This window comes from Polyangiaceae bacterium (genome assembly GCA_016715885.1).
Classification (GTDB): Bacteria; Myxococcota_A; Polyangia; order Polyangiales; family Polyangiaceae; genus Polyangium.
The window spans coordinates 721,425-745,305 of the sequence record JADJXL010000001.1 but is presented as its reverse complement, the minus strand read 5'-3'; the positions used below and the strand labels follow the sequence as shown (position 1 = coordinate 745,305).

General features: G+C 61.0%; 14 protein-coding genes. 3 read left to right on the top strand and 11 right to left on the bottom strand.

Annotated features, from left to right (window positions below; all coding sequences use genetic code 11):
- Positions 1 to 73: 73 nt before the first annotated feature.
- The gene (locus IPM54_03085; GenBank protein MBK9258802.1) at positions 74 to 2,038 is read right to left on the bottom strand and encodes a YgiQ family radical SAM protein; all 1,965 of its coding nucleotides are present in this window, start codon (positions 2,036 to 2,038) and stop codon (positions 74 to 76) included.
- A gap of 359 nt (positions 2,039 to 2,397) precedes the next feature.
- On the opposite strand from IPM54_03085, the gene IPM54_03080 reads away from it, so the two are divergent.
- Positions 2,398 to 2,796 (top strand): acyltransferase, encoded by a 399-nt coding sequence (locus tag IPM54_03080; GenBank protein MBK9258801.1) that lies wholly within the window; start codon positions 2,398 to 2,400, stop codon positions 2,794 to 2,796.
- The gene (locus IPM54_03075; GenBank protein MBK9258800.1) at positions 2,793 to 3,224 is read left to right on the top strand and encodes a hypothetical protein; all 432 of its coding nucleotides are present in this window, start codon (positions 2,793 to 2,795) and stop codon (positions 3,222 to 3,224) included. The genes IPM54_03080 and IPM54_03075 overlap by 4 nt, the downstream gene beginning before the upstream one ends.
- 63 nt (positions 3,225 to 3,287) lie before the next feature.
- Here the strand turns inward: IPM54_03075 and IPM54_03070 are convergent, their stop codons facing one another.
- From IPM54_03070 to IPM54_03035, 8 genes are all read right to left on the bottom strand, one after another.
- Positions 3,288 to 4,775: a L,D-transpeptidase gene (locus IPM54_03070; protein MBK9258799.1), complete on the bottom strand. Its 1,488-nt coding sequence runs from the start codon at positions 4,773 to 4,775 to the stop codon at positions 3,288 to 3,290.
- A gap of 112 nt (positions 4,776 to 4,887) precedes the next feature.
- Positions 4,888 to 9,855 (bottom strand): hypothetical protein, encoded by a 4,968-nt coding sequence (locus IPM54_03065; protein MBK9258798.1) that lies wholly within the window; start codon positions 9,853 to 9,855, stop codon positions 4,888 to 4,890.
- Positions 9,856 to 9,938: 83 nt separating this feature from the next.
- Complete coding sequence (locus IPM54_03060) at positions 9,939 to 12,446, bottom strand: hypothetical protein (GenBank protein MBK9258797.1); 2,508 nt, start codon at positions 12,444 to 12,446, stop codon at positions 9,939 to 9,941.
- A gap of 75 nt (positions 12,447 to 12,521) precedes the next feature.
- Positions 12,522 to 15,116, bottom strand: coding sequence for a hypothetical protein (locus IPM54_03055; protein MBK9258796.1), 2,595 nt, complete (start codon positions 15,114 to 15,116; stop codon positions 12,522 to 12,524).
- 23 nt (positions 15,117 to 15,139) lie between these two features.
- Positions 15,140 to 16,546, bottom strand: a complete 1,407-nt coding sequence (locus tag IPM54_03050) for a hypothetical protein (protein MBK9258795.1) — start codon at positions 16,544 to 16,546, stop codon at positions 15,140 to 15,142.
- A gap of 117 nt (positions 16,547 to 16,663) precedes the next feature.
- The gene (locus IPM54_03045; GenBank protein ID MBK9258794.1) at positions 16,664 to 17,956 is read right to left on the bottom strand and encodes a hypothetical protein; all 1,293 of its coding nucleotides are present in this window, start codon (positions 17,954 to 17,956) and stop codon (positions 16,664 to 16,666) included.
- 113 nt (positions 17,957 to 18,069) lie between these two features.
- On the bottom strand, positions 18,070 to 19,884 hold the full coding sequence (locus tag IPM54_03040) for a hypothetical protein (GenBank protein ID MBK9258793.1): 1,815 nt from the start codon (positions 19,882 to 19,884) through the stop codon (positions 18,070 to 18,072).
- Positions 19,885 to 20,008: 124 nt separating this feature from the next.
- On the bottom strand, positions 20,009 to 21,466 hold the full coding sequence (locus IPM54_03035) for a glycogen synthase (GenBank protein MBK9258792.1): 1,458 nt from the start codon (positions 21,464 to 21,466) through the stop codon (positions 20,009 to 20,011).
- A gap of 120 nt (positions 21,467 to 21,586) precedes the next feature.
- Between IPM54_03035 and IPM54_03030 the strand changes: the two genes are divergently transcribed.
- A complete protein-coding gene (locus tag IPM54_03030) occupies positions 21,587 to 22,720 on the top strand; it encodes an RluA family pseudouridine synthase (GenBank protein ID MBK9258791.1) in 1,134 nt (377 codons plus the stop codon).
- Here IPM54_03030 and IPM54_03025 read toward each other — a convergent pair.
- Both IPM54_03025 and IPM54_03020 read right to left on the bottom strand, forming a co-directional pair.
- On the bottom strand, positions 22,665 to 22,967 hold the full coding sequence (locus tag IPM54_03025; protein MBK9258790.1) for a hypothetical protein: 303 nt from the start codon (positions 22,965 to 22,967) through the stop codon (positions 22,665 to 22,667). The two genes, IPM54_03030 and IPM54_03025, sit on opposite strands and share 56 nt — an antisense overlap.
- Complete coding sequence (locus IPM54_03020; GenBank protein ID MBK9258789.1) at positions 22,964 to 23,785, bottom strand: ParA family protein; 822 nt, start codon at positions 23,783 to 23,785, stop codon at positions 22,964 to 22,966. The genes IPM54_03025 and IPM54_03020 overlap by 4 nt, the downstream gene beginning before the upstream one ends.
- Between the last annotated feature and the right edge of the window lie 96 nt (positions 23,786 to 23,881).

The window sequence follows — 23,881 nt, the reverse complement described above, 5'->3', positions numbered from 1 at the left end:
AGACCTCGAGCGGGTCAAATTCGTCTGGACGTACCGGGACGAAGTCTCTCACCTTGTCGCACACTGCACACGGTCACGCCCTGCCCCGTTTGTCCTGACGCGGGTCGGCTGCTCGAGGCGCTTTGCATCCCGCTTGCGCTCGATGTCCACGACGCAAAGCAATTGGCAATGCACCCTTGCCCGTAGCAGGCGGAACGAGGCAATGGGGCTTCGAGCCAATGAGATCCGCTCGTCCGGCTCGAACCAGCGCTTCTCGGGCTTCGTCGTGATGGGCCGGGTCCCAATAAAGCAAGAGCGCTTTTTGCAGTCGTTTTTCGTAAAGATCCTTGGCCGTATAAACGTTTTTCTTGGTAAATGGATCGATGCCAGTGTGATACATGCACGTGGCCATCGACATGGGCGTCGGAATGAAATCTTGCACTTGCCTTGGGCGCATTCCGCGTTTTTTGAGCCATAGCGCCAAATCGACCATGTCGGCGAGCGTCGAGCCGGGATGGCCGGAAATGAAATACGGCACGAGGTATTGATCTTTGCCCAGGTCGTCGCTCGCGCACTTGAACTGCTCGGCAAAACGTTCATAGCTGCCCACGGCAGGCTTTTTCATGCGATCGAGCACTTCCTTCTTGGAATGCTCGGGCGCTACGGATAGCTGCCCTCCGACGTGCCATTTTGCCAGCTCACGCACGAATTCCGGTGAACGCTCCGCCAAGTCGTATCGAATTCCGGATGCAATGAGCACTTTGTTGACGCCGTCTTCTTCGCGCACGGCGCGCATGAGCTTCAAAAGTGGCTGATGGTCGACGTTCAAGTTTTCGCAGACTTCGGGATGAACGCAGGAAAGACGGCGACATCGGCGTTCAATTTCGTCATCCTTGCACGTCATCATGTACATGTTGGCCGTCGGGCCACCAAGATCCGTAATGGTACCTCGAAAATCATCCATTCGACGCAAGGCGCGGATTTCACGTAAGACACTTTCCGCTGATCGAGATTGAATGACCCGCCCCTCGTGCTCCGTAATCGAGCAAAATGTGCAGCCACCAAAACAACCTCGCATGGTGACGATGGAATGCTTCACGGTTTCGAATGCGGGAATCGCTTCGGTGTAGGAAAAATGAGGCTCGCGCACGAACGGCAAGTCGTAGAGCTGGTCCATGTCGGAGGTTTCGAGCGGCAGCGCGGGCGGATTGAAATACGCGGCGGCGTCTCCATGGGGCTGAATCAGCGGACGAGCATTGCCGGGATTGGTTTCATATTGAAACTTGCGGCTCATCTCCGCAAATGCGGACTTGTCTTGTAAAACCTCCTCGTAACTCGGAAGCACGACGGGTTTCCCATCCCCCACGTACCTGGATGGCTCGATGTCCTCCCATTCGCCTTTGCGAAGAATGTACGACGTACCGCGCACATCGCGTATCGAGCGGATGTCTTCACCTTTGGCGAGCCTTTGCGCCACTTCCCATACGGGGCGTTCGCCCATGCCAAAAATGAGCAAATCGGCTTTGGAATCGAAAAGAACGCCACGACGAACCTGGTCGGACCAATAATCGTAATGAGCAATCCGGCGCAAAGACGCTTCGATGCCGCCGAGAATGATGGGAACTCCGGGGAACGCTCGGCGGCAGAGGTTTCCGTACACAATCGTGGCGCGATTCGGCCGAAGACCCGTTCGGCCTCCAGGGGAATATTGATCCTGACTGCGCACCTTTTTCTGGGCAGTCAATTTGTTGAGCATGCTGTCCATGTTGCCGGCAGTAATCCCGACGAAGAGACGCGGCACACCCATGCGCAAGAGGTCGTCCGTCGTTTGATGGTTCGGCTGTGAAATGATTCCGACGCGGAGCCCTCGGCCTTCCAGAAAGCGCCCGATGAGCGCCGCGCCAAACGCTGGATGATCGACGTAGGCATCACCGTTGACGATGAGCACATCGAGCTCGGTCCATCCTCGCGCCTCCATTTCGGCACGCGTCGTCGGCAAAAACCGACGAAGATCCCACCCCGATGCCTGCGCGCTTTTTCGAGCTCGTACGAGATTCACGACGACGTCGACACTAGCAATTTTTACTAGGTAGGCCCGTCAAATACGGGTTCGAACCGTTCAGTTCGAATGCAGGCCAAGATTCGAACGATCGCTTCGCGCGTAGAACGCGTCCCCCATAGCCCCCGATCTTGCGTTATTCCAAACTGAACGGTGCTCAAGGTCTTGCAGGCGGGGCGCATTTCAGCCAAACATCGTGCTCTTGAAAAAGCGTGGCATCGTGGCTCGGCACTTGATGTGTGACAGTCGAGCCAGAGCGCCGCGGTGAACGTCAAAAACTCGCCTTCGCCGGGCGATCGCGATAATCCAGGACCAACATGAACCACTCGCGCATCCTCACCGCCCTCTGTGCCGCCGTCATGCCCTTCGCCTTGGCGTTTGCCGTCCAAGGTTGCGAGAAGAAGGAAGATGAAGCGCCGCCGCAACCGACGGCTGCGCCAACGCCGACGCCGGCCCCTTCGGCTGCACCACCGGTCCAATTGCAAACCGAAGAAGATGCAGGCTCCGACGCTGCTGACGACGCGGACGCATCGGATGCCGCACCGAAAGCAACGGGCGGAGGCGATCCGACGGGCGTTCGCAAGTGCTGCGCAGCGCTTCGCCAAAACGCCAACTCCGCTCCGCTCGATCAGAAGGGCTCGTACCTGAGCGCTGCTGCGATGTGCGACGGCCTCGTGAATTCACCGCAAGGGCGCCAGGCTCTGTCGGCCATCCGCGGCGTTCTTCGTGGCGCCAACATGCCCTCGGCCTGCCAGTGAAACTTCACCACCACGCACAGAGCACGTCGGTTCGTCCGCGAACATGCGTGCGTGCGTGGATCGCATCGTCTTTCTTGGCGACTGCCATCGTCGCGACGGCGACGAATTCCTTTGCACTCGAACCAGTTCCTCCGCCCGGCGGCGAAAAAATCAAGACCGGTTTTGCGCTGATGGCCGGTGGCGCCATCGTCACCGGCGTTGGCGTCGCGATCTACGTCGCGAACGAGAACTCGGGGAAGTCGTCGTGCGTCCCCTGCGCGCAGTCATCGTGGGTCTTGCCTGCGGTGCTCATGGGCATCGGCGGCGCAATGTTCGCCACGGGCGGGACGGTCTTCACGATTGGTCTCGTACAGCGCTCGCGAGCTACGGCGCCATCGGCAACGCTGATGGTCGGACCGCTGAGCGTATCGGCACGCCTCTCGTTCTAAACTCCAAACCCTTGCACGAAGGTTTCATCAGGCGTCGCAATGCGCAGCGATCTGACGAATCCCTCATCCGCCGTGCACCCATATCAGGGTGCCGCCTTCTAGATTCACCGCTCCGTGCCATTCGGGGGGCACGACGGGGTCTGTCCAGTCAAACAGCCACTTGGCATCCTGTGGTGCGAGGTTGACGCAGCCATGGCTCCGCGCCTTGCCGAAGTCGTCGTGCCAATACGCGCCGTGCAGGGCGTAACCTTCGTGAAAGTACTGGATGTAGGGGACGTCGCGCAGATCGAAGCTGTCCGATCCTTCTTCGCCGTCCATGGTGCCCGAGACGTGTTTGGCGTGAACGAAGAAGGTGCCGCGAATCGTCGCCGTGGACTTGCTCGGGTCGCTCATTTCACCGCGTCCCGTCGAAACGATCGTCGCGAACACGGGGCGCGTGCCTTCGTACGCGACGAGAAATTGTTTGCGTATGGAGACGTCAATCCATTTTTTACCGCTCTTGGCGTAGCCGTGTTGGTCTTGACGAACCTCGGCGATTTTCATCGCATCGCCGGGGAGCCAATAGCCGTCGACGGTCTCCCACAAACCATGGTTTCCGCCGCTTTTTTTGCCGGTGAGCACGACGCCGGATCGGAACGGAATTTTGCCGTCTTTGCGCATGCGTCCGGTGTCTCCGGGCACGAGCTTCGCGACGTCGTGACGTATGACGATGGCGGGGATGCCGGGTTTGTCTTTGTCGACGACGGCTCCGTGAAGGGTGCTGATCTTGGCGGGTTTGGTGCGATCGAGCGCGATGAGATCGAGCTCGGTGGTGAGGCCGAAGGTGCGGTTTGTCCACTTGAACGCCGTGATGAGCCCAAACGCAGATGCTTCCTTCGCTCGCCCGGCGTGAACGCTGTAATGCAGGGCTTTTGCAGCTCCGTACGGTTTGGGCAAGTCGTTGCCTTCGGCGAGAAACGGCGGCACCTCGTCGATGGAAACATCGGGAACGCGGGCAATGCGTCCCATGACATTGCCTTCGGTTCGACGTTGATCGGCTTCGGTGGGCAAACGGAAGTAGAGGTGCGGCGGGGGCGAACGTGACATCACGTAGCTGTAGGGCAACGTGGCGTTGCGCTCGGGGCCGCGGAGCGCTGCTTGCACGACGTGATGATTGACGTCCAGCGTCGCGCCTTTGCCGACGCAGACGTAGCCGCGCGGAGCGATGCGATACCAGCCGCCTTCGCAACCTTTCGTGCCTGCTGAGGCTTCTGCGCGATCGACGACGGCACCTGCGCGCAGGTAACCGAGCTTCGTGGATCTGTCGCTCGGCGCGACGTAGATCCACGTGCGCATGGCGATGCTGGCGATCTTCGCGCCGTGACCAGGTTCGTCGTCTGGGGCCTTGCGTTCGACCGGAGCTTCGGATGCAGCGGCCTGTGGCGCTGGGAGCTCGAGCTTGGGGACGACGGGCGCACGATCGACGGCTCGGCCAGGAGGGTCTTCGACGTTGCCGCAAGCGGCGAGTGCGAGCGGTACGGAGAGACGAACGGCGCGAGCGAGAGGTGACATCGGGCGAGCTGCGGAGCGATTGCAGCACGGACAAGATCACGCAGCGGCGGGCTGGGTCAAGTTCGCGGGGGCGATTGGAAAGACGAACCAGGATGAGTTTGCTGGAATGGCGTCAGTTGCACATGCCGGCGCCGTCGCAGGTGGACGGGTCGGCGCAATCGTCGTAGGGGTCGGTGTTGACGAGGATCGGGCCGCATATTCCGTCGACGCCGCCGACATCTTGATCTGCGGCCAAGCAGCTTCGGCAGGTGCCGCTGCACGCTTCGTCGCAGCAAACGCCATCGGTGCAGAAGCCGCTCGAGCATTCGTTCATCCCGGCACACGTTGCGCCTTCGCTCAATTGCTCGACGCACACGCCCGCGTCACAGAAGTAGCCCGTGGCGCAATCCGTATCGGCTGCGCACATCGCAAGGCATGCGTCCATGCCGCAGATGTAGGGCGAGCATTCGACGGTGCCGTTGTCGATGCAGGTGCCGCTGCCGTCACAGACATCGAGATTGCTTTGAACGCCCATCGAGCACGTTGCAGGCGAGCATTCCGTGCCGAGGACGTAAAGCTCGCATGCGCCGGCGCCATCGCAGAAGCCGCTGGTACCGCACGTGGCTGCACCTTGATCGGCGCATTCGTTGTCGGGATCGAATCCTGCGGTGATGGGGCCGCAAACGCCGTCGGCTCCAGAGCCTTTCTTGGCCATCGAGCACGCTTGACAGTCGCCCGTGCAGGTCGTGTCACAACAGACGTCGTCGACGCAGCTACCGCTGATGCATTCGGTGCCGGCGCCGCAAGCCTGACCATCGGCCGACTTGCAATTGCCATTGCCGTCGCACGATTGCGCTACGCCGGAGCACGTCATGGTGGCATTGGTATCGTCGTCTCCGACGGGAACGTTGGAACAGGTTCCAACGAATCCCGTCACATTGCAGGCATTGCACGTGCCCATGCAAGCGGTGTCGCAGCAGACGCCGTCGACGCAATTGCCGCTCGTGCATTGCTCCGTCGCGGTGCACATCGCGCCATTGGCGAGCATGCCGACGCAGGTGCCGCCGGCACAGAAGAAGCCGGCCACGCAATCGCTGTTCATGGTGCAAAACGTTTTGCACGTCGTAGCGTCGCAAATGTACGGGGAACAATCGGTGCTGCCGCCATCGGCGCACATGCCCGTGCCATTGCACATGTCTGCATTTTGCTGCGTGGATCCTACGCAGGACACAGCCGCACATTCCGTCGCGGTGTCGTAGAAGGCGCACGTTCCGCCTGCGGCGCAAACGCCCGTGGTGCCGCATGTCGTGGGCGATTGCGCGGCGCAATCGTCGTCGGGATCCGAGCCTGCGATGACGGGTGCACACATTCCCTTTGGTTGTCCCGTGAGGTCATTCGAGCACGCGCTGCAGATGCCATCGCAAAGCGAGTCGCAACAATTGCCGTCGACGCAGAAGCCGCTCAAGCATTCGGCGCCGGCCATGCAGGTTTCACCGTTGATCACTTTGCATACGCCCATTCCGTCGCACGCTTGGTTTGCCCCGGAACAGGTGTCGGCATCGTTTTGGCTTGCCGTCACGTTCGAGCACGTTCCTTGGAAGCCGGCGAGCCCGCATGATTTGCAGGTATCCGTACAAGCCGTGTTGCAGCACACGCCGTCGACGCAGAAATTGCTCGAGCATTGATTGTCGCTCGCGCAGACGACCCCGTTGGTTTTCTTCGGTGCGCAGACCACTCCGGCGCAATAATGGGTCGACACGCAATCGGCATCGCCCGTGCATGACGTCTTGCATGCCGTCGCGCCGCAATTGTACGGCGAGCAATTGGTGGTCCCGTTGTCGACGCAGGTGCCCGTGCCGTCGCACGTATCGGTATTTTGCTGGGTCGTACCGGTGCACGATTCTGCGCCGCACGTGGTGCCGGACGAATAGAGCGCACAGGTGCCCGAGCCGCTGCAGAAGCCTGTCGTACCGCACGTCGCTGCGGCTTGCGTGGCGCATTCGTTGTTGGGATCGGTGCCGGCATCGATGGGACCGCACGTGCCGTTGCTGCCTTGTCCCTTGATTGCCGCGGTGCACGCTTCGCAAATACCCGTGCAAGCCGAGTTGCAACAGACGTTGTCGACGCAGAATCCGCTCAAGCATTCGGCGCCGGTCGCGCAGGTTTCACCATTGGCATCTTTACACGCGCCCAACCCGTCGCAAGATTGGTTTGTCCCGGCACACGTATCGGCATCGTCTTGGTTTGCAGGCACGTTGCTGCACGTGCCAGCCATACCGCTCACGCTGCATGATTTACACGTATCGGTGCACGCGCTATCGCAGCAGACTCCGTCGACGCAGAAGTTGCTCAAGCATTGGGAGGCACTGGCGCACGTTTCACCGTTGACTTTCTTGCACACGCCGTTGCCATCACAGGATTGGTTCGTCCCCGAGCACGTACCCGTATCGTCCTGATTGGCGGGCACGTTCGAGCACGTTCCTTGCGAGCCGGTGAGTCCACACGATTTGCAGGTATCGGCGCACGCGGTATCGCAGCAGAAGCCGTCGATGCAGAAGTTCGACAAGCATTGTGAATTCATCGTGCAGGCAATGCCCTGGTCGAGCTCGCAAGCGCTGGCACCATTGCAGGCGCCGTCCATGCATTCATTGTCGGGATCGGTATTCGTGATGATCGGGCCGCACGTACCGTCCGCTCCCTGGCCCTTCACGATGTTCGAGCAAGCTTGGCACGTGCCGGTGCACGCGGTGTTGCAACAAACGCCGTCGACGCAGAAGTTGCTGAGGCACTGTGAACCGACGGAGCACGCGCTGCCGAGGTCGAGCTTGCATGCTGCGCTGCCATTGCACGATCCATTGGCGCATTCGCTCTGCGGGTCGGTCCCAATGGCGATGTTGCCACAGACGCCATCGCTGCCGCCCCCCTGGAGCGCCGCCGTGCACGCCTGACATATGCCGGAACAAGCGCTATCGCAGCAAACGTTGTCGACGCAGAATCCGGAGAGACACTGCGCATTGACGGTGCAAGGTTCGGCATTCACGCTCTTGCATGTGCCCATTCCGTCGCAGGATTGGTTTGCCCCAGTGCACGAGGGTACACCATTGGCGTCGTCCTGACCGGATGCGACATTCGAGCAAATGCCGATGGCGCCCGCGATATTGCAGGACTTGCACGTGCCGCTGCAAGCAACGTCACAGCAAACGCCGTCGTAGCAATGGCCGCTGAGGCATTCGCTACCGGCGGTGCAAGCGCTGCCGTCCTTGGTCTTGCAGACGCCGGACATATCGCAGGCTTTCGTTCCGGTGCAGACATTGGCCGGAACGTTGTCTTCACCCGATGTGATGGGCGTGCAAATGCCGATGCTGCCCATCAGGTTGCAAGCGCGGCATGCCGTGGTGCATGCGCTGGCGCAGCATATGCCGTCGATGCAGAAGCCGCTTACGCATTCGGATCCGCCCGCGCACCCTTGAGCATCGTCTTTTTTGCACGAGGCTGCGCCGTCGCACGAGTTCGGCCCGGTACAGCCAAAGTCTTCGGTGCCTTTGGGGACGTTGGTACACGTTCCGACGCTGCCCGGCACATTGCATGATTTACAGGTATCGCCGCACGTCGTATCGCAGCAGACGCCATCGACGCAATTGCCGTTCAGGCAGTCGGCTGCCGCCGCGCAAACTTCTCCGTCGGCCTTCTTACATGCGCCCGCGCCGTTGCACACGGTCCCGCCCGATTGATTGCAGGGGAAATTGACGCTTTCGAATGGGTTCGACGGAACGCCTTGCATACTGCAAACGTCTTGCGTGCATTGATTGCCGTCGACGGGTTTGTCCAAGCCATCGACCGACGTAATGATGTTGCCCACTCCGTCGCATTCGACGACCTTGCAATCCTGGGCCGTTTGCCCGTCGGGAAGGTCGGTGCCGGCGGGAGTGAAGTCATACCCGCAGACCTTGTTGATGCAGGTGCGCGTTTTGCAGAAATCGTCGGTACCTTCACATTGATCCGCCGTATTACAACCGACGCATTGGCCCATTCCGTCGCAATACTGATCGACACCGCAGACGAAGTTCAGGGCTTCATCCGGATTGTCGGGCACGCCTGCATTACAAACGTTCATCGTGCAGGGATTGTTGTCTTCGGGGACGTCGGTATCGAGGTTTTCGATGGCCGTTCCGCCGGTGCCGTCACATACGACGCGTTTGCAATCGCCCGTCGTTTGCGCCGTAATGGGCGTGCCTGCTTGCGTAAAGGTTTGTCCGCACATGTGATTGACGCACGTGCGCGTTTGGCAATCGTCATCCGCGGGCAAAAGCACGCAATCTGCGGGGACGTTGCATTGCACGCACGCACTCACGCCGTCGCAGACTTCAGGCTGGCCGACGACGCAGGGCGTACCAGCCGAAACGCCCGGGTTCGACGGAACGCCTTGCATGCACACGTTCTGCGTGCATGAATTCATGTCATCGGGAACGTCGACATCGTCGTCGATTGCTGTATCGACACCATTTGCACAAATCTGGAGCTTGCAATCTCCCACCGTTTGATTCGCACCAGGTGTCGGGAGCCCATCGAGCGGCGCGAAGGTGCAGGTTCCCGCACCCGCATTGCACGAATCCTCGGTGCAAGGATTCCCATCGTCGCACGGCTTGGTCGGGCTGCACTCCACGGTGCAAACGCCCATTACGCAACTGCCTGGCGACGTACCCACGGTGCACATCGAGCCTTCGGTGACCGCCGCATGAACGGGGCTTCCATTGCCGCAACTGTCGGTCGTGCACGGTTCGCCGTCGTCCTCGATATCAGCGTCGTCATTCGTTGGAACGAGCACGCCGGTAGCGCAATCGTTCCGCCTGCAGTCGCCCGCGGTCTGCTGTGCCAATGGACCATCTGGTTCATTCGTACGCGAGCACGTTCCATCAGGAAGGCAATCGTCAATCGTGCACGGGTTCTGATCGTCGCAGTTCGAATCGTCGACACAAGGTGTCGACTGCTCGGGAGGCTCGGTGCCGAATGGCTCGAATGCGCACGAAGCAATTTGCGCAGTGGCGAACGTCAAGCCAAAGACAGCGGCGAGCGCGGAGAGGAAGCGCGGACGAAAAGACATTGGAGGCTCGTTTTCCTAGGTGATGCCATCATGCCACGAGACGCCCCCGACCGTCTCACCAAAAAATCAATTTGGTGTGCGTATCACGGAGTACACATACCCGAGCCGTTGCACGCGCCGTTGGGGCACTCGTCGTTGGATTCACTGCCAGCTTTGGTGAATCCGCACGTGCCATCGGCACCTGCATTGAGCACCGAGGAACAAGACCTGCAGAGCCCATCGCAAATGTTGTTGCAGCAGAACCCATCGACACAGTAGCCACTCAAGCATTGCGATGGCATCGTGCATGGAACACTGTTGAGCGCTTTGCATACGCCAGCCCCGTCACACCGATACGGATTGTTGCAAGGCGTCGTCGCATTCGAATCCTGCTGGTCGTTGGGAATGTTCGTGCACGTGCCCACGGAGCCGGTAACGTTGCACGATTTGCATGTCTCGGTGCATGCCGCGTTGCAACAAACGCCGTCGACGCAGAAGCTGCTCAGGCATTGGCTACCATTCGCGCATCCGGCGCCATTGGGTAGATTGTTGCCGCCACCGCCGCCCGTACAAACGCCGGCACCATTGCATTCGCCAGTGGGGCATTCGTTTTGTGGATCGGTCGCATTCAGGATGAAGCCGCAGGCGCCGTTGTTTCCTCCCGTGAGCATACCCGCGCAGGCTTTGCAAGTCTGATTGCAGATGTTGTTGCAGCAGTAGTTGTCGACGCAATAGCCGCTCAAGCAGTCGCTTGCTTGGTTGCACGTAACGCTATTGAGAGCTTTGCACGCGCCCTTGCCGTCGCATCGATATGGATTGTTGCACGGCGACATGCCCGTGGGATCCACGGTATCATTCGGAACGAACGAACACACGCCGACGGCCCCCACGAGGTTGCACGATTTGCACGTTTCGCCGCACGCCGAGTCGCAGCACACCCCGTCCGCGCAGAAGCCGCTCGAGCATTCCGAATTGTTGCCGCACGGTTGCCCGTCGTCGCGCTTGCACGCGCCCATGCCATTGCACGAATTGGTTCCCGTGCAAAGCGGCGCGTCATCGGTGTTCGCGGGGACGTTGGTGCATGTCCCAAGGCTCATGGGCACATTGCACGCCATACATTCCGCGGTGCATGTGTCCGCGCAACAAACTCCGTCAATGCAGAACCCGCTGGCGCATTCGGTACCGTCCGCGCACCCGCCGCCGAGCGCATCGAGGCACGAGCCGAAGCCATTGCACACGGTTCCACCATTTTGGCTGCACATCGCATTGAGCGGCGCGAAGATGCTCGACGGCATCCCTTGCGCATTGCAGCTCTCCAGCGTGCAATCGTTGCCATCGCTGGGAGCGTCGGCTGCATTGACGACCGTAACGACATTGCCCATACCGTCGCATTGATTCGTCTTGCAATCGCCCACCGCTTGGTCGGTCGTCGCCGTGCCCTGAGGCTGATACGTAATCACGCATTGATTGCTGGCATCGCACGTGGACGTGATGCAATCGTTGGTCGGGCCGCAGTCTTCATCCGTCGTGCATCCGGTGCATTGTCCGGTTGCATTGCACGTCTTCGTGCCACCGCATTCCTTGCCCATTGCTTCGGGCGGATTCATCGGCACGCCATTGGTGCATAGATCCTGCGTGCAAAGATTGCTGTCGAAAGGCACGTCGGCATCGTCGTTTTGCACGGTCGCGCCGCCTGCGCCGTCGCATACGAGCTTTTTGCAATCCCCTGTCTTCGACGGGACTTCGGTTCCAGCCGCGACGAGCATTTCGCCGCACTTGTTATTGGTGCACGTAGGAACTTTGCAGCCATTGTTTGGCATGGGCGTCGGGCAATCCTCTGCCACCGCGCATTCCATACAAACGCCCATGTCATTGCATGCGCCGCTGCCGTCCGGATTGCAGGGTGCACCGGAATTCATGTACGTATACGAGGGCATGCCCATCGAGCAAGAGCCCTTCTTGCAGATGTCGCTAGACGGCAAATCAAAATCGTCTGGAATGGTCGTATTGACACCATTTACGCAGATTTGCTGCGAGCAATCGCCAGGAACGGGCACAAATCCAGGCGTCGGCAAGCCATCCAGGGTCGCGAACGTACACGTCCCGGTGCTCGCATTGCATGTATCCTCGGTGCAGGGCTTTCCATCATTGCAAGGTTTTTGGGGGCTGCATTCCACGGTGCACTTGCCCGCCTTGCAAAGCCCCGCAAGCTCGCCGAGTGTGCATGGCGATCCGTCGACGAGCGGCGCGTGAACGGGTTCGCCATTGGCGCAGCTATCGGTCGTGCACGATTCGAGGTCATCGGGGAGGTCGCTATCGTCATTGATTTGCGAAAGGACCCCGGCAGTACAGGTTCCTTGTCTGCAGTCGCCCGCCATTTGCTCGGGCGCAAGCCCGTCGACCGGCTTGTACTCGCATACCTTGTTCCCACCACACACGTTTTTCGTGCATTGGTCCTTGTCGTCGCAATTGACGTCGTCGGCACATGCCTCCGTGCTCGACGGCGGCTCGCTCCCATATTGATCGAGCGCGCACGATGCGGCTTGAGAGACGATTCCGGCGACGAAAAGCGTGGCAAACAGCGACGGGAGGAGCCTAGGACGGGAGAACATGGGGCGCTCGCAGTTGTTGATGTCGTTGTTGAGCTGGATGGCACCAGAATCGTTTCGCCAAACACCAAAACGATTTCAGGGTTTACACAGGTTGGCGCCTGTACAATTGTTGCTGGCGCATTCGGAATCTTCCATGCAAGGGGCGTCGATCTCTTTCAGGCACGCGCCCATACCGTTGCATGTGTTCATGCCCGTACACGCCGGATTGTCATCATCGGTATTGAGCGCAATGTTGGTGCATGTCCCCATTGCGTTGTTGCACGTTTTGCAAATGTCCGCACATTCACTATTGCAACAAACGTCATCCACGCAGAAGCCGGTTGCACATTGGCCTGCCGCGGTGCACGCCTGGCCAGCGGCTATCTTGGGAATGCACATCATCGAACTGCAATAGTGCGTGGACATGCAATCGGTATCGCTCGTGCAGGACGTTTTGCACGACGCCGTGTCGCATACATAAGGCGCGCACGAGCTCGTCGTTCCAGCGACGCACGTTCCGGAGCCATCGCATTTGGACTCGGCCGATTGCATGCCATTGGAACATGACGCGGCGGCACATTGCGTATTTGCCGCATAAATCTGACACGCACCCGCTGCGCAGAATCCGGTCTTGTCACACGAGGAGACGGGGTCCGTTGCACAATCATTGTCCGGATCGGTGTTCGTCGTTACGTCCGCGCACATCCCATCTGCGCTGCCTGTTTTCGTCATGGTACACGCCTGGCAGGGCGCACCGCATGCCGAGCTGCAACAGACTTGATCGACGCAGAAGCCACTCAAGCATTCCGAGGTGCCGCCACATGGTGCACCGGGAACTTTCTTGCAAACACCATTGCCGTCGCATTGATTCGTGCCCGTGCAAATGTTCGATGGGAAGTTGTCCTGTTGTCCGGACGCGATATTGCCACACGTGCCGACGTTGCCCGTCAAATTGCACGCCTTGCAAGCCGCGTCGCACGCAGTGTTGCAGCAAACCCCATCCGCGCAGAAGCCGCTCAAGCACGAATTGCCACCATTGCACGATTGGCCATTCTCATCGTCACAGTCGGCCCCGGTGTTGCACGAAACGGTGGGTCCAGTACACGTCCCGTCATCCGTCCCCTTGGGGACATCGGCGCACGTGCCCACGCTACCGGCCACATTGCATGCGCGACACGTGGTCGTACACGTATTGTTGCAACAAACGCCATCGACACAATTCGTGCTCACACATTCGCCGCCCGCGGCGCACGTTTTGCCGAGGGACTTCTTGCACGCGCCACTGCCATCGCACGCGTCATTGCCGTTCACGTTGCACGGCGAATTGACGCCTGTCGGCGGATTCGATGGGACGCCCTGCGCATTGCAAAGATCTTGCGTGCACTGATTGCCGTCCACGGGTACGTCGCTCTGGAGAACCGACGTGATGACATTCCCCGATCCGTCGCACTCCAGAATCTTGCAATCGCCGGCGATCTGCCCCATGGTCAAATCCGTGCCCGCCGCCGTGTACGAAAAGCCGCATTCGTTGTTGTTGCACGTCCGCGTTTTGCAGAAATCGTCGGTCCCTGCGCATTGGCTGGCCATGTTGCATCCAACGCACGTGCCCGTGGCATTACAAACCAATCCGTTGCCGCATCCCGTATTTTGCGCCTCGGGAGGATTCGACGGCGTTCCATTCGTGCAAATATCCTTGGTGCACGCATTGCCATCCACGGGAAGATCCGCATTGTCGTTGACGCTCGTCGTGCCGCCAGCGCCGTTGCAAACGACCTTCTTGCAATCGCTCGGTACCTGCTCCGTCTGGCTCGCGAGCGTTTCCTGCCCCATGTACATCGGCACGCATTTGTTCGCCACGCAATTACGCTTCGTGCACTCGTCTTCGACGATGTTCACGCAATGCACGGGTTCGGTGCATTCTACGCATGCGCCATTGCCATCGCATACGTTGGTGTCGCCAACCATGCATGGAGTCGCCGCGGCTTGCGGGGGATTGCTGGGAATTCCGTCGGTGCACACGTCGAGCGTGCAGGAATTGCCATCGACGAATACGTCGGCATCATCGTTGATGATCGTATCCATCCCATTCGAGCACAGGTGGAGCTTGCAATCACCGGCAAGCTCTGGCGCCCCCGGCGTGGGTACGCCATCGAGGCTCGTGTACACGCACTTGGCCGTGGCTGGATTGCAAAAATCGTCCGTGCACGGCAGGTCATCGTCGCATGGATTGTTCGCGTCGCAGGAAATCTCGCAAACCCCCGCCTGACACGTCCCCGTTTTCGTGCCCTGCGCGCACGTCGCTCCATCGGGAGAAACGTCATTGGTCGGCATTCCTGCCACGCAAACGTCCTCGGTGCACGGATTGCCATCATTCCGAACATCCGTCGCGTCGTCCTGCACCACCGGATTGCCGGCGACGCATGCCACGGTCTGACAATCGGACGCGATCTGCGCCGCGGCAGGTGCCGGACCATCCATTTGCGTCGTATATTCGCAAACCTTGGATTCCGCGGGACAAACGCCGGTCGTGCACGGAAGCCTATCGTTGCAATTGGCGTCGGTCGTGCAGGCTTTGCCGGTTTGCACGACGGTCGTTCCCTCCTGATCGAGCGTGCAAGACGACACCTGCGCGGCAAATACGCCGGCAAACAGCGCAACCAAGAGTCCGGTGACGATACGAGGACGCAGCATGACACTTCTCCCGCTGGGATCACTCAGCCGCAAACACCCATGAGGCACTTCGTGCCGCCCACGCAATCGTTATCCACTTTGCACATTTTACCCGCGGCGCACTTTGTTGGACACCCCCCGCCGCAATCGACGTCGGTCTCGGTGCCATTCTTGACCGTGTCCGTGCACGTCGGCGCCGAACAGAGCTTCGTCCCTGCATTGCAAACACCCGTCGTGCAATCAGCACCCGTGTTGCACGGCTTGTTCACACCGCACGTCGCACCACACACGCCGCCGCAGTCGATATCGGATTCGTCCGCGTTCTTGATGCCATCGAAGCAGCTCACGCACACCGTGTTGTCGCACGTGCCATAGAAGCAATCGGCATTGATGGTGCACACCTTGCCGTCCACGCACTTCGTGGCGCAATCGGCGCCGCAATCGATGTCGGACTCGGTGCCGTTCTTCATGCCGTCGTTGCAATCGAAGCACATGTTCATCGAGCACGAGAAGTCGCCCATGCAATTGCCCGCGGTCACACATTGCACGCATGCGGCTGCGCCATCGCAAACGCCCGTCGCACACATCGTCTCGGCCGCCGCCGGGTCATTTGCCGGTACGCCGGCAGTGCACGTATCCAACGTGCATTCATTGCCGTCGTCCGGCAAATCGGCATCGTTCGGATTCATCAACAACTGCCCGCCCGAGCATGTCGGAAGCTTGCAGTCCCCAAGCGTTTCGTCGGGCAAATCCCCATCGGGTTTGGGCATCGATTGGCAAAGCGTCGTCGCAAGATCGCAATAATGGTCGACGCACGGTTCGTCGGCAGGGCAATGCGCATCGTCAGTGCAGCCTTTGCAGATCCCATTGCCATCGCACTTGCCCACTCCAGTTGGTCCACAGGACGTATCGACGGGCGCGTTTTCGTGCAGCTCGACACCACCCGAACACGAATCAATCGTGCAGTCGTTCTTGTCGTCGTAATTGGCCGGATCGTCCACAAATGTGCACGTCATCGCGGCGGTATCACACGTATCCGTGGTGCACGAATTGTTGTCGTCGCAATCCGTATCCATCGCGCACGTGACCTTGCAAGCGCCATCGATACACGTACCCGCGACGCCCCCCACGTCGCATGCGCCCATCGAAGGAGCATGCTGCGCCTGACCATCCATGCACGTATCGGTCGTGCACGGGTTGCCATCGTCCGGAATCTCGGTGTCGTCAGCTTGATTGACAAACGTACCGTTTTGACAAACGCGCTGCTGACAATCCTTGTCGTCCGGATCTTCGATGGCTCCCGCCGTGCAGTCGCCCGGCAGAGGTTGCGGCGTGGGTTCGTCCGAACAGCCCGGAACCGGCAGAATCGCCGCGCCCAAAAGCACAAAAAGCGATGCGATCCCAAGCGAGCGAGTCGTGCTCGACGAAAAGGAAGGCGAGCGTGAAGTCATCTGTAATCTCCCAAGTAAAACTCTATGGTTCGGGCGCTCGAAGCACTGCGCTACGCTGCAGTTTCACCCATTTCGGGGCGCGCAGGCGTAAAAAAATGGCGCCCGCCACACGCACGCTCACTTGCGCTGAAATAGCGTAACCGTCCGACCCCCCGTCGCTCCAACAGCAACGAGCCCGCCTTTCGCCGTCATCGCCAAAACGTGTGACCCCTCCCCCGTATCCACAGACGATTCGACCGCAAGCGGCTCGCCAGCAAGCACCACCGTCGTCGCCCCACGTCCCGTTGGCCCCCCACCAAGCGCCGCGATGACCACGCGCCGATCCGGCGTCGCAACAGCCGCCGACGGCACTCCACCCAGCGCTACCGTCGCCTGCACCTTGCGATGCCCAAGCGACACGACCGTCGCCTCTCCCGCCGCCCCAATCACGACCGCACGATCGCCCACCCAAGGAAACGCCGCAATCGGCTGAGGCCCCGACGGCGCAACGCGTCGCTCGGCTCCCACCGAAAAATCGACGACCGTTGCCGTCGCAGTGTCGAAAAGAAGCGACCTGTTCGACCCCGCACGCAACGACGCTCGCGGCTCCGTCATCGCGGTCCACACAGCGCGAGATCCACAGAACGGATCGATTGCCGGATCGCAAACGATCACGGCACCAGAATCGGCCGGTGGCCGGCCGGAAACGAGCATCACGAGCCGCTCGGCATCACCCACTCGAAGCGTTACCAACGTATGAACCGGAGGTACCGAGACAAACTCGGCGTCGATGGTCGAAAGATCCTTCGACAAACGCACGACACGGCCCCCCTGCCCCGTCGCGGCGATCACGACGTTTGGATCGCCCAATGCCGCGACATCGATCACGTCCCTCACGCCGATTCGCTTCAGAATGTCCGACTCGGCTCGCCCCGCCTGCCACGCAGCCTCGTCAATGACCACGAGCTCCGCGGGCAAACCCAGCACGGCCAAGCGCGATCCGGGCAGTGATTTCAAGGACTTGCCACGGCCCGGCAATTTCATCCGTCGCTTCTCGGCCCCCGCCTCGACGTCGTGAGCCCTGAGGGTACCGTCTTGCGCAAGCACATAGAAGAGCGACTCATCCGAAGAAAATTGAACGTCGATCGGTGGTACGTCGAGACGAACCTGGTACGTCTTGACGAACTTTCCCTCCGCAGCCGGAGGATCCACGACGTCGACCGGTGGAGACGAAGCGGGCGAAGCAACGGACGAAACGGGCATTGCCGACGCAGATGTTGCCGGCGCGGAATCGGCAATTTCGATGTTATTTGGTGGATGAGCGACGCGCGGAGAAGGCCGTCTCTGCACCATCACCGCCGCAGCCACTCCAGCCACCATACCGACGACGCATAGCCCCGCTGCAAAACACACGACCCCGATCGGACTCAATCGAAGTCGTCGTTTCGTGAGTCTCGGCGGTTGCACCCACGCCTGGCAAGACGGGCACTTGGTCGCCCCCGACCGAATCGACAACGTACCGCATGCGGGACACTTCGACTTGCTCACTCGAGCACCCATACGCGATGTGAACGCGCGGAATACGCGGTGGCGCGCCTGGCATCTCCGCCAAACGCCACGCTCGTCATTTCATCCGAAACCGGCACGCGACGCGTGGCCCCCGCAGGCAAATCCACGACAAAAAGTCCCGGCGTTGGAGCTCCGGTCGCAACGAGCACCTGTCCACCGGAGGGCGAAACCTCCATCGAAACGACGGCTCCACCAAGCTCGATACGCGTGTCCTGTTCGAGTGTTTCCGGCAGATGCAGCGCGAGCGCACGCCCAGCACGACACCCAACCACCACCATCGATGGTGTTGCCCGGACAAACGCCGGTTCGTTACATGTCTCCGCCGAGCGTGATGGTTTCGCGGGAATTGCCGCTCCGTCGAGGTCAACGCTGGCCAAACGCGCCCCCGCAAGCGCCGCGTAAACACGACCACCACGCACGGACAGGGCAACGACTGCGTCGCCCATGGCCGTACGTCGAACGATTTGCGCATTCGGCGACAAGCGAGGAGAAAACGCTGCCACGGCATCGATGCGCGTGCGCGGATCGCCCACGGCAGCAGCAGCCCACGTGCCCTCGGGATCAATCGCCACGATGCCCGGGACATCGTTTGGCAAGCGAAACCTGGCCATTTCGACGTGATACGGCGATCCGACCACGATCACACTGCGATCGAGAACCGACGGGAACACGGCAAGGTCCCCACTGGCCGCTCCTGGCAAGAACGGACCCCGCAAGTCGATGAAACGCGCGAGGCGCCCGCCTCCCGCGTCGAGCGCTGCGATCCGCGAAGCGCCGATCGCATAGAGCGCATCCTTCATACGCGCGAGCTTGCGAGCACCACCGGCGTCGCGCGTGCTCGTGACGACTGCGCCATTTTTGGGCTCGACGATATCGAGCCCCGAACGCCGTGCGATCGCGACGTGCCCACTGCCAAGCCAAAGCGCGTCTTCAGCGTCCGTAGCGACCGCGAAATCCGCGAGCACTTTGCCTTGCAGCGCCGCTGCGTCGGGCGCCGCGGATGCAGCCGCTGCAGAAGTCGGCGGGGCGGCCGAGCTCGAGGCCGACACGCTCGATTCAGGGTCGGGCGAATCCGCCGACGCGGCACTGTCGACGCTAGCCGTCTGCGCCGGTGGGGGCCGCACGGCGCGAGCACTCGATCGAGCCGAGTGCGCGCCGACGAGAAGCGGGACGATGACGAACGCCACCGCGCCTGCAACGAGAAGCGCTGATTGGCGAAGGCTGAGGCCAGGTTCGCCCATCGCAACGTTTTCGTTGCACATCAAACAGTTTGTGCTCCCAATAATCACCGGCTCGAGGCAATACGGACACGAATACGACCCAAGCGGGCGCATGCGAATTTCCGTGGCCCCTTCGAGCGCTGCGGGAAAAAGCGACGTCGCGCGAATCCAGCCGGGAACGCTGACGAGTGCAACCGCAGCCGTGATGGGAATGCGCCCCGTCATCAACCCGCGAGCGACGAACGCACCCGTAACTGGCCCCATGACGCCGTCGGCATCCTCGACAAACCACAAGAGTTTGTCGCGAGCAGCCGGATCGAGCGTGGCGAGATCGCGAGGAGGTTTTTCCGTTACGACCCCATCGGGCCGATCGGGGGCACTGGCGGCCGAAAAAAGGTCCGACAGCGGGTCCCAAGCAGTCCCGGGCAAGAACCGCTTGCACCCCTCCATGCGGAAAAGAACTTCCTTATCGTTGGTCCCCGTCTCGAACTCGCGACGAATCTGTTCCAGCCGCACGGGACCGCGGATCTTTCCGTCCTCGGATACGAAAAATTCGATTTTCTGAGCCACAAGAGCCCGCTCTGGGTGAAACCACTCTACTACGAAGCCAGGTCTCGAGGGCAACAGAGCGGCGCACTTTGCGGGCGATCACGGTCGCCCCGCCGCTCGATCAAGCAGGTTCACCGCGGGATCGTCAGGCGAGCACGTTTGACATGACCGAACGGTAGACGTGCACGTACCTACGAGCGGGCCGGTCCCAACCCAAGTCCTGACGCATCACGCGCCGTCGCAAGGCAGCCCATCGAGAGGACGTCGTTGCGGCAATCGCACGCTGAACGCCGGCGAGTAGCTGCGTGGCCGTGGGTTTGTCGTACAGAAACCCCGTGCCCGTCTCGAGCGCCGCATCGCAATCGACGATCGTGTCGATGAATCCACCCACGCGACACGCGACGGGAATGGCTCCGTACCGCTGCGCATACAGTTGCACGAGCCCCCCAGGCTCGCTGCGTGACGGAATGACGACGATGTCGGCCGCTGCAAGTAACCGATGCACGACTTGATCCGACGAATGACCAATCACCTGAAGCGATTCCGGATGCTTGGTCACGAGCGATTCGAGCTTGGTGGCGATGGTTTCGTCTGCCAAACCCGCCACCACGACCGATGCGTTGCTCTTCAGAATTTTCGGCAGCGCCGAGACGAAAATGTCGCCCCCTCGTTCGTGCGTGAATGGCCCAATCGACACGACCAAAGGCCTGGTCGGATCGACGGGTAACCCGATGTTCGCAAGAAGCGCGCTCTTGCAGATGCCCTTGTTGCTGGTGTCCTCGGCGTCGTAACGAGCAGGCAGTGCGGGATCGGTCATCGGATTGTAGACGGCGTAATCGACTCCGCTGACGATGCCGATGATCTCCTTCTGCTTCGAACGTGCAGCCAAAAGCCCTTCGAGACGATGACCGTTTGGAGGCGAAAGAATTTCCTGCGCGTACGTGACCGAGCCGGTCGTGATCGCATCGGCGGCGAGAATGCCGCCTTTCAAGAAATTCGCCTTCCCGTAAAACTCGAGCAGCTCTGGCTGGAAGTGCTCATCGCCAAGGCCGAGCACGCGGAGCACTTCACGCGGGAAAATGCCCTGACGGCCGACATCGTGAATCGTGAGCACCGACGGCGGACGACCGACGCCTTCACGCTCGCGGAGCATGTACGGGACCATCGCAGTCGGCCAATCGTGCGCGTGCACGACATCGAAAGGCGTGCCGGCCAGAGCGCGCTGCCGAACGAACTCGATGACGGCCAGGACAAACAGCGCCACCGGACGCGCGGTCGCTACGTCGGCATCGACGATGCCACCAACGTTCCACGGGCCGCTGGAAAGCCCCTCTGCATCGAAAAGGATGAGATCGACACCGGAACTGAGGCGCCCATCGAAGACCGTCACTTCAACGCGTTCGCTGCCCGACGTGACGACGAGCGGCGTCAAGCGTCGAGCGACCATCACGCCCGATGCCTCGATCGCGGGATGACGCGGCAAGGCTAGCGTGACTTTGTGCCCAAGCAGGCGAAGGGCCTTCGACAGAGACGCCACGACATCGGCCGAAGGCGATGCCTTGACCATCGGCGCGAGCTCCGAAGCGACGAAGAGGATGTCCATGCGCGGGCGGGTGTAGCACGACTCGCGGCTGCGACGTAGAGCGAGCAGCGGCGAATGAGCACGAGAACTTGCCGCCCGCACGCTGGCCAGGTGGCTCGACCGCTCCTACGATGACCGCGCATGACGCGCATCAACGCGCGAGAACTCAGCGGAACCGAAGGACCTTTCGGTCGCGGCATGACGATCTCCCGTCCGGCGGAAGTCCCGGAAGGGTCGGTCGTGTCCATCCTGCGCGTTCCACCGGAAGCCACAGGCATGCGCCTCGATCGGTTCGTCCAGTCGCAGCTCAAACGAACGAGCCGCACGCGAGCCCAGAAAATCATCGCGCATGGTGCGTACTCGCCCGATGCTCGGCGACTGAAAGGCAACGACCGCGTTCACGCCGAACAACTGGTGCTGCTCTGGCGTCCGCCGTGGGACGAAAAGGCTCCCGACGTGACGCTGAACGTGCTGTACGAGGACGAGCACCTGCTGGCCGTGGACAAACCCGCCGGCATTCCCGTGCATCCGACGGCGCGGTACCACAAAAGCACCGTGGTCAAGCTGCTCGAATACGCACGCGATGGCGAACGGCTGATGCTCTCTCACAGGCTCGATCGCGAGACGAGCGGCGTGCTACTTCTCGCGCGAACGAGCGAAGCAGATCGGCGCATCAAGGTGCAGTTCGCCCAGGGCGCGGCCGCCGTGGGCTCGAACGAAGCGCGGTCGGTGCACAAGGAGTACGTCGCGATCACGTGGGGTGCGCCCGAAGAAGATGCGTTTCGGGTCTCGCTGCCCCTGGAGCTTGATCCGACGAGCCGTTACGCCGTGAAGATGCGCGTTGCAAAGCCGGGTACGGGGCTCCCTTCGGCAACGCAGTTCCAAGTGCTTGGACGTCGAACGAATTCATCGTCGGGGCGTCCGTACGCGCTGCTTCGCTGCATCTTGGAAACAGGACGGCAGCATCAGATTCGGGTGCATCTGGCGGCGCTTGGAATGCCCGTCGTGGGGGACAAACTGTACGGGCCGGATGACGGTCTGTTCGGGCGCGGAGCCGATGGCGAATTGACCGAGGAAGACGTGGTCGTGCTGGAGCTCGGTCGGCACGCGCTGCACGCGGCGGTGCTGGAGCTGGAGCACCCGGCGGTAGCGAATCAGCGGCTGCGCATCGAAGCGCCGCTACCGAGCGACATGGCGAGCTTTTGGGAAAGCCTTGGCCTCACATCCCCCGCGGAACCTTGTCCAGGTCCACCTGCGAAAGTGCATGACGAATGAGCGCGCTGCGGTTCGCCTTGGTCAAACCACGCGCCTTGAGCGCATCGACCATCTCGTCGAGCCGCTCGATGTCATCCGTGTACATCGAGATGCAGATCACCTTGTAATGCGTCGGCCGCGGAAGCGGCGGTTTGTCCGCGACTCGACGCGGAATCGGTGAGTAAAACGCTCCCGAAAGAACGCCCTCGACCTCGTCACGATCGAGCAGCGAGCTCGCCGCCTGCGAGAAGTCACCTTCGTGATTCATGCCGATACTCCTCCCGCAACCGCAGCGACCGCACGCGCCGCACGAGGCGCAGATGCTGCCGGTGAAACTCCGTCGCGACTCTGAATGATGCGATCGACGAGCACGTTGTAGTCGTCCGCCGCTGGGCTCCCCGCCGCGTACTCGAAGATGGTTTGTCCCTGCGCGGGAGCTTCCTTCACCTTGATCGCACCACGCACCGGCGGCAAACACCGCTCCGCGAAGTGCTGCTTCAACGTGGATACGGCCTCGTGGCAAATCTTCGCACGCGCATCGAACAGCGTCGGAAGGACACCCCAAATCTGCACCGGATGATGCAGGATCGAGTTGACGTTCTTCACCGTCTTGATGACCTGACGAACCCCCACGAGCGACAAGTAATCGCACGCCACCGGCACCAGAACACTGTCCGCAAACACGAGCGCGTTCTGGTTCATGAGCGACAAACTCGGCGAGCAGTCGAGCACCACGTAGTCGTAATTCGACGCGGCTGCGCTGAGCCGATCGGACAAGACCCGATCGCGATTCTGACGGCCCGCCAAGTAAAGCTCTGCCGCCGCGAGCGTTTCGTTTGAGGGCAAAAGGTCCAGGTGTGGACGAACCGTCTTCACGGCATCCGATACACGCAAACCCATCACGAGCACGTGGTACAGCGACCGTTCGACTTGAGCGCCGAGCGATACCGCCACGTTTCCCTGCGCATCCGTGTCCACGAGCAGCACACGCTTTCCGCGTGCAGCAAGCCCCGCGGCCACCGACACCGCCGTCGTCGTCTTGCCCGTGCCTCCCTTGTGGTTGAACACCGCAAGGTATCGCGGCACGGCAGTATCTGCAGCGGGCGCCGCGGCCGTCACCGACTCCGAAGTAGCCACCTTGCTCGGTGCCGGCGTCGCCTCCCCATTCGCTCCGTTGGCCTG

Coding starts and splice junctions, on each gene's coding strand:
- IPM54_03070 (MBK9258799.1), bottom strand. CDS start 4,775: ATGTCACCTCTCGCTCGCGCCGTTCGTCTCTCCGTACCGCTCGCACTC.
- IPM54_03025 (MBK9258790.1), bottom strand. CDS start 22,967: ATGAATCACGAAGGTGACTTCTCGCAGGCGGCGAGCTCGCTGCTCGAT.
- IPM54_03055 (MBK9258796.1), bottom strand. CDS start 15,116: ATGCTGCGTCCTCGTATCGTCACCGGACTCTTGGTTGCGCTGTTTGCC.
- IPM54_03080 (MBK9258801.1), top strand. CDS start 2,398: ATGCCCTTCGCCTTGGCGTTTGCCGTCCAAGGTTGCGAGAAGAAGGAA.
- IPM54_03065 (MBK9258798.1), bottom strand. CDS start 9,855: ATGTCTTTTCGTCCGCGCTTCCTCTCCGCGCTCGCCGCTGTCTTTGGC.
- IPM54_03035 (MBK9258792.1), bottom strand. CDS start 21,466: ATGGACATCCTCTTCGTCGCTTCGGAGCTCGCGCCGATGGTCAAGGCA.
- IPM54_03060 (MBK9258797.1), bottom strand. CDS start 12,446: ATGTTCTCCCGTCCTAGGCTCCTCCCGTCGCTGTTTGCCACGCTTTTC.
- IPM54_03050 (MBK9258795.1), bottom strand. CDS start 16,546: ATGACTTCACGCTCGCCTTCCTTTTCGTCGAGCACGACTCGCTCGCTT.
- IPM54_03030 (MBK9258791.1), top strand. CDS start 21,587: ATGACGCGCATCAACGCGCGAGAACTCAGCGGAACCGAAGGACCTTTC.